Genomic DNA, 12,213 nt, shown 5'->3' with positions numbered 1-12,213 from the left:
GGCCGCGGTCGGTCAGTGGGACCGCTGGGGCTGAGTCAACTCGTCGTAGACACAGAGCACTTGCGCGATGGTCTCGTCCTCCGTCGGCCAGCCCGTCGCCTGCGCCCGGCCCGCCGCGGCGAGTTCCCGGCAGCGCTCGGGATCGGCGAGGAGTCGTATCACGGCGTCCGCGAGGGCCGCCGCGTCCCCGTACGGTACGAGTTCCGCCGCGTCGCCGACCAGTTCGGGGACGGCGCCGACCGCCGTGGCGACCAGCGGGACCCCGAGTCGCAGCGCCTCCTGCGCGAGGACGGAGCGGGCCTCCCAGCGGCTGGGCAGCAGGGCGACATCGGCGGCGGCGAGGAGTTCGGAGATGTCGTCGCGGCGGCCGATGAGCTGTACGGGCAACTCGGCGTCCTCGATGCGGCGCTGGAGTCTGGCGCGCTCCCGCCCCTCGCCCGCGATGACGATCAGCGGCATGGGGTCGAGGTGACGCCAGGTCCCTGCGGCGTCCAGCAGCGTGTCGTACCCCTTGTCGGGTACGAGGCTGCCGACGGCCATCAGCAACGGGCGGTCGACCGCGCCGAGTTCGGCGCGCGACTTGTTCTCGGGATCGTCGGGGGGCCGGTGGGGCGCGGGCACTGCGACCGGCGCGAGCCGGGCGTCGCGCGCCCCCCGCTCGCGGGCCCGGTCGACCAGTTCCGAGGAGGCGCCGAGCACAACGGCCGCCGCTCTGGCGGCCCTTCGCTCCATCAGCCGCAGCAGCCGGCCGCGCGGCCCTTCGGCGTGCGCGCGGGTGTGCCAGGTGACGACCAGTGGCACGCGCATCCCGCCGAGCGCGATCGCGGTCCGTACGGCGGCGTGCACACCGTGCGCGTGCACCACATCCGCGCCGGCGCAGGCCGCCCGCAGGGCCGCGACAGCCGCCGGATCACTGCGCCGGGGCACAGGGACGTGCTGCGCCCCGGCGCCGCTGAAGTCGTAGGAGCGGTCGAGTTCGGCGGGGGCGCACACTGTCACCCGCACACCCCTGGCGGCCAGACCGGCCGCCAGTGAGCGCACGTGCGCGCTGCTGCCCACACTGCCGCCGCCAAGCACCTGGACCGTACGCAGTTGTGTCACGTGGTCAAGGCTCCTGGATCGGGAATGGGGAACTGATGGACGGTCGGGGTGCGCGGAGCGGCGCGGCGCGGGCCCCCGCTAGTCGCTGCGCCAAGGATGCCAGTCCGTACGCACGTTCCGGCACCGCCGGGGCGTCGTTCGTGTGTCCGGCGCTTCAACTCGGCGCCCGGATCACTCACATGGGTGAGGACGCGCGCCGGCCGACCCGGTCACCGTACGCCGTCGCGGCGACAACTCCCAGTGCGCGAACCGCCGTCCCGGCCCGGCCCGGCCGCTGCCCGCGACGAGGGCGACCGCGACGCCGAGGTCCCGTCCGCCCTAGCCGCCGGAGGCGCCACCGCGCGCGGTGGCCAGCAGTTCCTCCGCGTGCGCCCGCGCCGTTTCCGAGTCCTCCTGGCCCGCCAGCATCCGCGACAACTCCCGTACCCGGTCCTCGCCTTCCAGGACCGTCACCCCGGAGCGCGTCACCGAGCCGTCCACCGTCTTCTCGACCAGCAGCTGCCGGTCGGCGAAGGCCGCGACCTGCGGAAGGTGCGTGACCACGACCACCTGCGCCGAGGTGGCCAGCTTCGCCAGCCGCCGGCCGACCTCGACCGCCGCCTTGCCGCCGACGCCCGCGTCCACCTCGTCGAAGAGATACGTCGGCACCGGATCCGAGCCCGCGAAGACCACCTCCACGGCGAGCATCACCCGGGACAGCTCACCACCGGACGCGCCCTTGGCGATCGGCCGGGGCTGGGCGCCCGGGTGGGGTGCCAGCAGCAGTTCGACCTCGTCGACACCGTGCGGCCCGTACACCACCGAGCGTCCGCCGACCTCGACGCCGTCCGCCTCGTCGGCGGACTCGGTCTGGCGGATGTCGAACGAGACGCGCGCGTGCGGCATGGCGAGCGAGGCCAGCTCCGCCGTGACGGCCTGCGCGAAGAGCGCCGCCGCCGCCGTACGCGCGTCGGTCAGCGTCTGCGCGAGATCGGACAGCTCGGACCGCAGCGCGTCACGCTCGGCCGTCAGCTCGCCGATCCGTTCGTCGTCGCCCTCCAGCTCGGTCAGCCGCACGCTGCTCTCCTCGGCCCAGGCCAGGACGGTGGCGATGTCCTCGCCGTACTTACGGGTCAGCCCGGTGAGCGCGGCCCTGCGCTCCTCCACGGCGGCCAGCCGCAGCGGATCGGCGTCCAGATTGTCCGCGTATCCGGCGAGTTCCCCGGCCACGTCCGCCAGCAGGATGGAGATCTCGCCCATCCGCTCGGCGAGCCCGGCGAGCGCGGGGTCATGGGAGCGTACGGCCTCCAGCGCCCGGCCCGCGCCCCCGACCAGGGTCGTCGCGTCGACGCCCTCCGGGTCCTCGGGGTTGCCGGCGAGCGCCGCGTGCGCGACGGAAGCGGCGGACGCGAGCGCCTCCGCGTGGCCGAGGCGCTCGGCCTCCGCGGCGAGTTCGGTGTCCTCACCCGCCCTCGGCTCGACCGCCCCGATCTCGTCCAGCCCGAAGCGCAGCAGATCGGCCTCCTGGGCGCGCTCACGGGCCCGGGTGGTCAGTTCGTCCAGCTCCGAGGCGACGGCCCGCAGCCTGCGGTACGCCTCCGTGTAGGCGACGTACGGAACGGCGACGGCGTCGCCCGCGTACCGGTCGAGCGCCTTGCGCTGCCGCGCGGGCCGCAGCAGCCCCTGCTGGTCGGTCTGGCCGTGCACCGCGACCAGGTCGTCCGCCAGCTCCGCCAGAACGCCCACGGGCACGGAGCGCCCGCCGAGATGGGCGCGCGAGCGCCCCTCCGCGGAGACGGTTCTGCTGATGAGCAGCGTTCCGTCGTCCAGCTCCGCCCCCGCCTCCTCGGCACGCAGGGTCGCCGGGGCACCGGCGGCGAGGGTGATCCGCCCCTCCACGACCGCCGACTTCGCACCGATCCGCACGAGGGCGGGATCGGCGCGTCCGCCGAGCAGCAGTCCGAGACTGGTGACGACCATGGTCTTGCCCGCGCCGGTCTCACCGGTCACCGCCGTGAAGCCGGGTGACAACTCGACGACCGCGTCGTCGATGACTCCGAGCGACCGTATCCGCATCTCCTCCAACACGGTCATGACCATACGAGGTCCGGGAGCCCCCGCGCGACGGACCCCACCCCCGATTCGCTCGACCGGGCAGTGTCCGGGTGGCGCGCGGCCTGAGCGATACGCACCGAATCCACCCGGAAACACCTCCTATGTCATGCCGGTCGCGCTCATCACACCGCGGGCCGGTCCGGTCAGTGCGGCGCCCCGCGCCAGCCGGACACCGGCAGCGCGAACTTGGCCACCAGCCGGTCGGTGAACGACGCGTGATGCAGCCGCGCCAGCCGTACCGGGACGGCTCCGCGCCGTACCTCCACCCTCGCTCCCGGCGGCAGCTCCACGGTCCTGCGCCCGTCGCACCACAGCACCCCGTGCGGGGTGTTCGCCTGCACCTCCACCGCCAGCACCGTGGTAGGCGAGGTCACCAACGGCTTCGCGAAGAGCGCGTGCGCGCTGATCGGCACCATCAGCAGCGCCTCGACCTCCGGCCAGACGACCGGCCCGCCGGCCGAGAAGGCGTACGCCGTCGATCCGGTGGGGGTGGCGCAGACGATCCCGTCGCAGCCGAACGCGGTCACCGGCCGTCCGTCGATCTCCAGGACGACTTCGAGCATCCGCTCCGGTGAGACCTTCTGTACGGCCGCCTCGTTGAGCGCCCAGTCCCGGTGGACCACATCGCCGTTGCTGCGCACGACGACATCGATGGTCATCCGCTCCTCGACCTCGTAGGAACGGGTGACGACGCGGTTGACGACCTTGTCCAGATCGTCACGTTCCGCCTCGGCGAGAAACCCGACCCTGCCCAGATTGACCCCGAGCATCGGTACCCCCGAGGCCCGCGCGAACGCGGCGCCCCGCAGCAGCGTGCCGTCCCCGCCGAGCACGATCAGCAGCTCACAGCCGTCGAGGGCGGCGGGGGTGGCGTCGGGGACCGTCTCCACGGAGTCCGGCAGCGGCAGGTCGACGGCCTCCGCCGCCAGGACCCGTACGCCGAGACCGCTGCGTACCAGTCCGTTCACGACCAGTTCCGCGCTGCGGATCGCCGCGGGTCTGCCGGTGTGGGCCAGCAGGAATACGGTGCGTTCTGCGTTCGGCGTCAACGGGGTCCCTCCGCCACTGCACGGTCGACATCGGCCGGATCCAGTTCGGGTGCTCCGGCCCTGAGCCACAGAAAATACTCAACGTTTCCGGAGGGCCCCGGCAGCGGACTGGCGGTGACTCCCCTTACCCCCAGGCCGAGTTCACCCGCGCGCCGCGCCACGGTCCGTACGGCCTCGGCACGCAGTTCGGGGCTGCGTACGACCCCTCCGCTGCCCAGTCGCTCCTTGCCCACCTCGAACTGCGGCTTGACCATCAGTACGAGATCGGCGTCCGGGGCGGCGCAGCTCGCCAGCGCGGGCAGCACCACCCCCAGCGGAATGAACGACAGATCCCCCACGATCAGATCCACGGGCTCCCCTTCGATCGCTTCGAGCGTCAACTCGCGTACGTTCGTACGATCCTTGACGGTGACGCGTTCATCACTCCGCAGTGACCAGGCGAGTTGGCCGTAACCGACGTCCACCGCGAGGACATGGCCGACGCCGGCCCGCAGCAGGACATCCGTGAAGCCGCCGGTGGACGCTCCGGCGTCGAGCGCCCGCCGGCCGGCGACCTCAAGGCCGAGCGGTACGAAGGCCGCCAGCGCTCCGGCGAGTTTGTGCCCGCCGCGCGAGACATAGTCGGGGTCGCCGTCGTCCTCGGTGACGACGACGGCGGCGCTGGTCTCCACCTGGGTGGCGGGTTTGGTCGCGGTGGTGCCGCCGACGGTCACCCGGCCCGCGGCGATCAGCTGGCTCGCGTGCTCACGCGAGCGCGCGAGGTTACGGCGTACCAGCTCGGCATCGAGACGGCGGCGTGCCAGTCCAGCCACGTTCGGTTCAGCTCCTGTGGTCGTGCGCGGGAGAAGTCAGCGGGGCGTCGGCTGCCCCCGGGGCCCCTGAGGTCGTTGAAACCCCTGGGGCCCTGGGACGTCCTGGTGTCCTGGGACACCCTGGGTTCCTGGGACACCCTGGGTTCCTGGGACCCCCTGAGGTCCTGGGACGCCCTGGGCTGCCGGACGTGCGTCGAGCGCGGTCAGCGCGTCGCGCAGGCCCCGGTGTACATCCTCGTACACCTCGACATGGCCGTCCGCAGGGAGGTGGTCGGCGTCGGCGAGCCGGGTCAGCAGCGCGTCCACCTCGGCGTCGCCGGTCGGGACCCGCTCCAGGCCGAGGGGCAGCGGCCCCGCGGGGTCGTGGGCGCCGGGGCCGGCTGCCCCGGTCTCCCGTTCCGGCGCCCGTTCCGGCTCCCGCTCGGGCCGTTCCCCGGGCCGCTGCTCGAACCCTCGCCCCGCCGGGCCCGCCATCGAGTCGCTCATGCCCAGACGCTACCGCGAAGCCCTGCGGTACCGTCGATCGCGATGGCGACGATGGAGGAGTGCCGCAGCGCACTCGACAAGCTCTCTGACAATCTGGCGCAGGCGGACGGAAGGGTCCGCACCGCGGCCGGCTTCGACCGCTCGCTCAGCTGCCACATCACGGATCTGGATGTCACGTTCACCGGCCGTCTGGTGGACGGCCGGATCGTGGTGACCGACACCGTGGAGGGTCCACCCCCGGAGAAGGCCGAGATCAGACTCGTCATGACGGGCGACGACCTGGTGGCGCTGGTTGACGGTGAGCTGAACTTCGCCCGCGCCTGGGGCTCGGGCCGGGTCAGGCTGGAGGCCGGTTTCCGCGATCTGCTGCGGCTGAGATCGCTGCTCTGAGGGATCCGCGCCGGGACCTGGTGGCCGCGTTCACTTCTCCGACGGTACGGGTACGGGCCGCCGCGCCCGCCGCCCCGCCGGGACCACCAGCGGCGTGCCGGTCTCCGGATCGTCGATGACCTGGCAGCGCAGCCCGAACACCTCCTCCACCCGCTCCGCCGTGACGACGTCCGCCGGAGTGCCCTCCGCCACGATCCGCCCGTCACGCATCGCGATGAGGTGGGAGGCGTACCGGGCCGCGTGGTTGAGGTCGTGCAGGACGGCGACGAGTGTGCGGCCCTGTGTCTCGTGCAGTTCGGCGCAGAGGTCGAGCACATCGATCTGGTGCTGGATGTCGAGAAAGGTGGTCGGCTCGTCCAGCAGCAGGAGCGGCGTCTGCTGGGCGAGGGCCATCGCGATCCAGACCCGCTGGCGCTGACCGCCGGACAGTTCGTCGACATGGCGACCGGCGAGCTCGCCGACGCCGGTCGCCGCCATCGATTCCTCGACAATCCGCTCGTCCTCCGGCGACCACTGACGCAGCAGCCCCTGGTGCGGATAGCGACCGCGCGCCACCAGATCGGCGACCGTGATGCCGTCGGGCGCGAGGGACGACTGCGGCAGCAGTCCCAGGGTCCTGGCGACCTTCTTGGCGGGCAGGGAGTGGATGGCCGTGCCGTCGAGCAGTACGCGCCCCTCGGACGGCTTGAGCATCCGCGAGAGCGCGCGCAGCAAAGTCGACTTGCCGCAGGCGTTCGGTCCCACGATCACCGTGAACGACTGGTCGGGGATCTCGACGGACAGTTCGCGGGCGATGATCCGCTGGTCGTAGCCGAGGGTCACCGACTCCGCTGTGAGGCGCTGCATGGTCATCGAGTTAGGTTAGCCTACCCTCGCAATCGATCTCGCTGCGGGAAAGGCGAAGAGAGCCCATGAGCGACGCCCCCTTCCAGTTCTTCACCGTCGAGGTGCTCCGCACGGAGCGCGTCACCCCGTCGATGGCCCGGGTCGTCCTCGGCGGCCCGGACATGATCACGCGTACGTACACCGTGCGCGAACTGCGCCGTGACCCGCACGAGTTGGTCATCGATTTCGCCCTGCACGGTACGGAGAGCGTGGGCGAGGACGAGGGCAGTGGCGGCAGTTGTGGTGGTAGAGCAATGGACGCCGCGTCAGGACCCGCCACCCGCTGGGCACGAGCGGCGCGGCCCGGCGCCCGGATCGCCGGTGAGTCGGCGACAGTAAAGGCCGTACGCCGCAGTAAAGGCCGTACGCCGCCATCTCGTCGGAGAAACGCGGCTTCGACCGTAGGGCAGTCACGTTCAGCGGCTACCGGCGCCGGGGGGCCTCCGAGGACCATCTGATGGCCGCCGGAGAAGAAGCCTGACCACCCCGCCGCCTCCGGACCGCCCCGCCGCCTGTCACAGACCGAGCTTCGCCAGCGCCTTGCCCGCGTCCCGCGTGCAGGAACCGTCGCCCGCGTCCGTCCAGGCCGCCGCGCACAGCGCGCGCAGCCCGTCCAGCGCCGCCCCGTCCCCGTCGAGCACCAGCGCGCCGGCGCTGACGTACGCGGTCCACCCACCGCAGCCGAAGGCTCCCGCGGCATCGCCGGCATCGGAGACGTCGGAGACTTCGGGCTGACCGGTCAGCAGCCCGCGCAGATCCGCGTCCACATACGTCGGCCGGTGCCGGGGCTCGGCGGTCAGCAACTGCGCCGCGTCCGTCACACCGGTCAGGACGAGCAGCGAGTCCACCCCTCCGTTGAACGCACCCTCGATGTCCGTGTCCAGCCGGTCCCCGACGACCAGCGCCCGCTTGGCCCCCGTCCGCAGGATCGTTTCGCGGTGCATCGGGGGCAGCGGCTTGCCCGCGACCTGCGGCTCGGCGCCCGTCGCGATCCGTACGACCTCGACCGCCGCGCCGTTGCCCGGCATGATCCCCCGCGCGCTCGGAATCGTCAGATCCGTATTGGACGCGAACCACGGCACGCCGCGGTTGATCGCATAGCACGCCTCGGCGAACCGCCCCCAGGCCAGATCGGGCCCCCCGAACCCCTGCACCACGGCGGCCGGGTCGTCGTCGGCCGACTCCACCGGTTCGAGACCGCGCTCGCGCAGCGCGATCCGCAGCCCCTCGCCGCCGATGACCAGCACCTTGGACCCCCGCGGAAGCTGCTCGGAGATCAGCCGGGACACCGCCTGCGCCGAGGTGATCACATCGGCGGGGTCCGCGGACACACCGAGCTCCGTCAGATGTCCGGCGACGGTGTCCGGCGGCCGGAGTGCGTTGTTGGTGACATACGCGAGCCGCATCCCCGCGTCCCGGGCCGTGTTGAGCGACTCGACCGCGTACGCGATGGCCTCCCCGCCCGCGAACACGACCCCGTCGAGATCGAGCAGAGCCGTGTCGTACGCCTCGTTCAGCGCGGTCGTGCTCCCGCTCGGCCTGTACCTGCTCTGCTGGCTCATCCGTCTTACGCTCCTCGTTCGGTTTGTCCCCCGATCATCGCTCATCCCCGTACCGCACATACGATGCCCGAATGAACACAACAGGTCCCGCGGACAAGGGGCTGCGGCTGATTCCGTTCCGCGGACTCCGCTACGTCCCGGAGCGGGTCGGCAGTCTCTCCGCGGTGACCTCGCCACCGTACGACGTGGTCGTCAGGCCGGACGGGCTGCACCATCTGGAATCGGCGGATCCGCACAACATCGTCCGGCTGATCCTGCCGCAGGCCGCCACCCCTGAGGACCGCCACCGCCAGGCGGCGGCGACGCTGGAACAGTGGCTGTCGGAGGGCGTCCTCACCCCGGATCCGGAGCCCGCGCTCTACGTGTACGAGCAGCGCAAGGGCGAGCTGCTCCAGCGCGGGGTCATCGGGGCGCTGGCGCTCTCCGCCCCGGCGGACGGCATCGTGCTGCCGCACGAGGACGTGATGCCGGATGTCGTGGCGGACCGCGCGGCCCTGATGCGGACGACCGCGACGAATCTGGAACCGCTGCTGCTGACATACCGGAATGGAGACGAAGCAGGTGGCGCGGCCGCTGTGATCGAGCGCGCCATCCACCGCTCCCCGCTCCTCGCCACCACCACGGAGGACGGGTTCAGCCACCGGCTGTGGTCGGTCACCGACCCCGGAGACCTCGCGGAGATCACCGATGACCTCGCCCACCACCAGGCCCTGATCGCCGACGGTCATCACCGCTGGGCGACGTATCTGCGGCTGCGGGACGAGCACCCGGTCCCCGGGCCCTGGGGCTACGGTCTGGTGCTCCTGATCGACACGGCCCGTTACCCCCTCCAGGTCCGCTCCATCCACCGGCTGCTGCACGGGCTGCCCGTCGACCGGGCGGTGGAGGCCCTGGCAGGATCCTTCCGCGTCCGTACGGTCGACGGACCGCTCCCGGAGGCTCTCGACGCGCTGGGCGACGCCGCCGCCTCGGGCAACGCGTTCCTGCTCGCCGGGGACGGCCGGTTCCGGCTGGTCGACCGGCCGGACCGGAGCCTGCTGGCGCGTACGGTCCCGGCCGACCGGCCGGCGGCCTGGCGGAGCCTGGACGCGACGGTCCTCCATGCCACGCTGCTCGACCACATCTGGCGGATCCCGGACGCCCCGGAGCACATCGCCTACATCCATGACAGCGAGGCGGCCGTCAGCAAGGCGGAACATGACGGCAGCACGGCGGTCCTGATGCATCCGGTACACGAGGACGTCGTACGGGAGCTGGCGCTCCAGGGCGTCACGATGCCGCGCAAGTCGACGTCCTTCGGTCCGAAGCCGGCGACGGGGCTGGTGCTGCGGAGCCTGGCTCTCGGCTGACGTGGCCCAGGGCCGGCCCTGGGCCGATATACGAGTGGGCGGCACCCCGGGACCAGGGTGCCGCCCACTCGTATCGTCACTCAGCCCTTGTCGGGGCCGTTGCTGTCGGCCTCGGCCTCGATACCGTCGTTGATGTCGTCGATATCGTCGTCGGTGTCGGCCTCGATATCGTCGTCGACATCAGCATCAGCATCAACGCCGGCTTCGGCGCCGAAGCCGGTCTCGGCCGGTGTCCCGGGCTCGTCGTCGTCCTCACTCATGGCATCGACGAACTCGACGCCGTCCAACTCGGCGAGACGGTCCGAGGCATCCGTCGCCCCGTCCTTGTCCGCCTCGATCGTCCTGCCGAACCACTCCCGCGCCTCGTCCTCACGCCCGGCCGACAGCAGGGCGTCGGCATACGCGTACCTCAGCCGCGCGGTCCATGGCTGTACGGAGTTCGAGGCCAGCTCGGGGCTCTGCAGCGTCACGATGGCGGCCTCGATCTGCCCCATGTCCCTGCGCGCACCGGCCGCGACGAGCCGCATCTCGACCTGACCGGCCTTGTCGAGCTTCTGCACCTCGGGCTCACCGGCCATCGCCATCGCACGCTCAGGACGGCCGAGGCCGCGCTCGCAGTCCGCCATGACGGGCCACAGATCGACACCCCCGGTCATCCGCCGCGCCGCCCGGAACTCGGCCAGCGCCTCCGCGTACTTCTGCGTCGCGTACGCGGCGAAGCCGGCGGCCTCACGTACGGCGGCGACCCTGGAGGCGAGCCGCAGCGCGATACGCGAGTACGCGTAGGCCTGCTCGGGGTCCTCGTCGATCAGCTTCGCGACCATGACGAGGTTTCTGGCGACGTCCTCCGCGAGCGTCTTGGGCAGGCTCATCAGCTCCTGCCGAATGCTCTTGTCGATCTCGTCACCCGTGACGTCTTCGGGGATCGGCAGCCGCTTGATGGGCTCGCGGTCGCGGTCCCGGTCGTCCCGGCGCTCGTATCCGCCTCCGCGGCTGTCGTCACGGCCCCGGTATCCGCCGCGGTCCCCACCCCGGTCATCACGGCGCGGCCCACTGGGACGGTCGTCACGACGCCCGTAACCGCCGCCACCGGCCGGCCGGCCACCGCGACTGTCGTCACGGCGAGGCCCGGCGGAACGTTCATCCCGACGGAAACCGCTCGGCCGGTCGTCGCGACGGTCATCACGGCGGAACCCGCCACGGTCGCCGTCCCGACGAGGGCTGCTGCCGCCGGGCCGGTCGTCACGGCGGAACCCGCTCGGCCGGTCGTCACGACGGTCATCACGGCGCGGACCCGACGGACGGTCATCGCGCCGGTCGTCACGCCTGAACACGGGACGATCATCACGCCGGTCATCACGCCTGAAGGCGGGACGGTCATCACGTCGGTCGTCACGTCGGTCGTCACGCCGGTCGTCACGACGAGGACCGGCGGGCCGATCGTCGCGGCGATCGTCACGGCGGAACCCACCGCGGTCGCTGTCCCGGCGCGGACCGCTGGGCCGCTCGTCACGACGAAAACCACCGGGCCGGTCATCACGACGAGGCCCGGAAGGACGGTCATCCCGACGCCCGAAGCCACCACGGTCGTCGGAACGACGCGGAGTGCTCGGACGGTCGTCACGACGCCCGTATCCGCCGCCGCCGGTCGGTCGGCCACCGGTCGGCCGACCACTGCCACCGGCCGGCCGGCCACCGCGGCTGTCGTCCCGACGGCCGTAGCCACCACCGCTGGAACCGGAGTTGGGGCGGCCGCCGCGGTCGTCCTCACGACGCGGACCGCTGGGGCGGTCATCACGACGGGGGCCGCCGCTCGGCCGGTCGTCACGCGCACCACGGAACCCGCCACCGCGATTGTCGTCACGGCGGTTGTTGTCATCACGACGGAAACCACCACGGTCCCGATCATCGCGCCGCGGTCCGCGCTCGCGATCGTCACGACCTCCACGGAAGCCGCCCCGGTCACCGCTGTCCCTGCGGCGCTGATCGCGCTCAGGACGGTCGTCGGAGGAGTTGGGGGACATCGGTTGGGCTCCTGTCTTCGGGTACCGCAGTCATTCTCGCGCAATCGGCCTTCCGATGCGCTTCGGGCAAAAAGGGGTGGAAACAAAAAAAGACCCGTGGTCCAGCGTGAACGCTGGACCACGGGTCCATGAAAGATTGTTCGGCGGCGTCCTACTCTCCCACAGGGTCCCCCCTGCAGTACCATCGGCGCTGTGAGGCTTAGCTTCCGGGTTCGGAATGTAACCGGGCGTTTCCCTCACGCTATGACCACCGAAACCCTATCGGGCCATCCCGCAGAGCGGGATATCGGCACTTAGCGAACAAGCACACTCTTCAATTGAGTACATACTGGTTCAACCGGTGCGACTGTTCGCAACCCGGGAACCACACAGTGGACGCGAGCAACTGAGGACAAGCCCTCGGCCTATTAGTACCGGTCAACTCCACCAGTCACCTGGCTTCCATATCCGGCCTATCAACC

The 12,213-nt window shown here is 71.6% G+C and carries 11 protein-coding genes, 1 rRNA gene and 1 pseudogene; 3 read left to right on the top strand and 10 right to left on the bottom strand.

The window, feature by feature from the left end; all coding sequences use genetic code 11:
* Positions 1 to 12: 12 nt before the first annotated feature.
* From ACIRQP_RS36240 to ACIRQP_RS36220, 5 genes are all read right to left on the bottom strand, one after another.
* Positions 13 to 1,101, bottom strand: a complete 1,089-nt coding sequence (locus ACIRQP_RS36240) for a glycosyltransferase family 4 protein (RefSeq protein WP_403898289.1) — start codon at positions 1,099 to 1,101, stop codon at positions 13 to 15.
* Positions 1,102 to 1,419: 318 nt separating this feature from the next.
* Positions 1,420 to 3,174 carry a DNA repair protein RecN gene (gene recN, locus ACIRQP_RS36235; protein WP_403898287.1) on the bottom strand — a complete coding sequence of 585 codons (1,755 nt, stop codon included), beginning with the start codon at positions 3,172 to 3,174 and terminating at the stop codon, positions 1,420 to 1,422.
* Positions 3,175 to 3,338: 164 nt separating this feature from the next.
* Entirely contained in the window at positions 3,339 to 4,244 is a 906-nt protein-coding gene (locus ACIRQP_RS36230) for an NAD kinase (RefSeq protein WP_403898284.1), read from the bottom strand.
* Positions 4,241 to 5,056, bottom strand: a complete 816-nt coding sequence (locus ACIRQP_RS36225; RefSeq protein ID WP_403898281.1) for a TlyA family RNA methyltransferase — start codon at positions 5,054 to 5,056, stop codon at positions 4,241 to 4,243. Before ACIRQP_RS36225 ends, ACIRQP_RS36230 begins: the two co-directional genes overlap by 4 nt.
* 36 nt (positions 5,057 to 5,092) lie before the next feature.
* Positions 5,093 to 5,542: a hypothetical protein gene (locus tag ACIRQP_RS36220; RefSeq protein WP_403898280.1), complete on the bottom strand. Its 450-nt coding sequence runs from the start codon at positions 5,540 to 5,542 to the stop codon at positions 5,093 to 5,095.
* Positions 5,543 to 5,584: 42 nt separating this feature from the next.
* Here ACIRQP_RS36220 and ACIRQP_RS36215 point away from each other — a divergent pair, with 42 nt between their 5' ends.
* Positions 5,585 to 5,932 (top strand): sterol-binding protein, encoded by a 348-nt coding sequence (locus tag ACIRQP_RS36215; protein WP_403898278.1) that lies wholly within the window; start codon positions 5,585 to 5,587, stop codon positions 5,930 to 5,932.
* Positions 5,933 to 5,962: 30 nt separating this feature from the next.
* Here the strand turns inward: ACIRQP_RS36215 and ACIRQP_RS36210 are convergent, their stop codons facing one another.
* The gene (locus ACIRQP_RS36210; RefSeq protein ID WP_403898367.1) at positions 5,963 to 6,778 is read right to left on the bottom strand and encodes an ABC transporter ATP-binding protein; all 816 of its coding nucleotides are present in this window, start codon (positions 6,776 to 6,778) and stop codon (positions 5,963 to 5,965) included.
* A 65-nt stretch (positions 6,779 to 6,843) separates the two neighbouring features.
* On the opposite strand from ACIRQP_RS36210, the gene ACIRQP_RS36205 reads away from it, so the two are divergent.
* Positions 6,844 to 7,275, top strand: a complete 432-nt coding sequence (locus tag ACIRQP_RS36205) for a siderophore-interacting protein (RefSeq protein ID WP_403898276.1) — start codon at positions 6,844 to 6,846, stop codon at positions 7,273 to 7,275.
* Between the two features lie 57 nt (positions 7,276 to 7,332).
* Here ACIRQP_RS36205 and ACIRQP_RS36200 read toward each other — a convergent pair whose 3' ends face one another.
* Entirely contained in the window at positions 7,333 to 8,379 is a 1,047-nt protein-coding gene (locus ACIRQP_RS36200) for an HAD-IIA family hydrolase (RefSeq protein ID WP_403898275.1), read from the bottom strand.
* Positions 8,380 to 8,450: 71 nt separating this feature from the next.
* On the opposite strand from ACIRQP_RS36200, the gene ACIRQP_RS36195 reads away from it, so the two are divergent.
* Positions 8,451 to 9,728: a DUF1015 family protein gene (locus tag ACIRQP_RS36195; RefSeq protein WP_403898274.1), complete on the top strand. Its 1,278-nt coding sequence runs from the start codon at positions 8,451 to 8,453 to the stop codon at positions 9,726 to 9,728.
* An 80-nt stretch (positions 9,729 to 9,808) separates the two neighbouring features.
* On the opposite strand, the gene ACIRQP_RS36190 is transcribed toward ACIRQP_RS36195, so the two are convergent.
* The 3 genes and pseudogenes from ACIRQP_RS36190 to rrf form a co-directional block, all read right to left on the bottom strand.
* A complete protein-coding gene (locus ACIRQP_RS36190) occupies positions 9,809 to 10,600 on the bottom strand; it encodes a hypothetical protein (RefSeq protein ID WP_403898364.1) in 792 nt (263 codons plus the stop codon).
* A gap of 171 nt (positions 10,601 to 10,771) precedes the next feature.
* A pseudogene (locus ACIRQP_RS36185) lies at positions 10,772 to 11,752 on the bottom strand (hypothetical protein); the annotation flags it as partial.
* 138 nt (positions 11,753 to 11,890) lie between these two features.
* A 5S ribosomal RNA gene (gene rrf / locus ACIRQP_RS36180) occupies positions 11,891 to 12,007 on the bottom strand.
* Positions 12,008 to 12,213: the final 206 nt, after the last annotated feature.

It is taken from the genome of Streptomyces sp. NPDC102274, assembly GCF_044766385.1.
Lineage (GTDB): Bacteria > Actinomycetota > Actinomycetes > Streptomycetales > Streptomycetaceae > Streptomyces.
The sequence above is the reverse complement of the archived record's forward strand: the minus strand, read 5'-3'. Positions and strand labels throughout refer to the sequence as shown.

Bases quoted from the DNA above. Each gene is read 5' to 3' on its own strand.
- recN (WP_403898287.1), bottom strand. From the start codon at position 3,174: ATGACCGTGTTGGAGGAGATGCGGATACGGTCGCTCGGAGTCATCGAC.
- ACIRQP_RS36220 (WP_403898280.1), bottom strand. From the start codon at position 5,542: ATGAGCGACTCGATGGCGGGCCCGGCGGGGCGAGGGTTCGAGCAGCGG.
- ACIRQP_RS36215 (WP_403898278.1), top strand. From the start codon at position 5,585: ATGGCGACGATGGAGGAGTGCCGCAGCGCACTCGACAAGCTCTCTGAC.
- ACIRQP_RS36210 (WP_403898367.1), bottom strand. From the start codon at position 6,778: ATGCAGCGCCTCACAGCGGAGTCGGTGACCCTCGGCTACGACCAGCGG.
- ACIRQP_RS36205 (WP_403898276.1), top strand. From the start codon at position 6,844: ATGAGCGACGCCCCCTTCCAGTTCTTCACCGTCGAGGTGCTCCGCACG.
- ACIRQP_RS36200 (WP_403898275.1), bottom strand. From the start codon at position 8,379: ATGAGCCAGCAGAGCAGGTACAGGCCGAGCGGGAGCACGACCGCGCTG.
- ACIRQP_RS36195 (WP_403898274.1), top strand. From the start codon at position 8,451: ATGAACACAACAGGTCCCGCGGACAAGGGGCTGCGGCTGATTCCGTTC.
- ACIRQP_RS36190 (WP_403898364.1), bottom strand. From the start codon at position 10,600: ATGAGCCTGCCCAAGACGCTCGCGGAGGACGTCGCCAGAAACCTCGTC.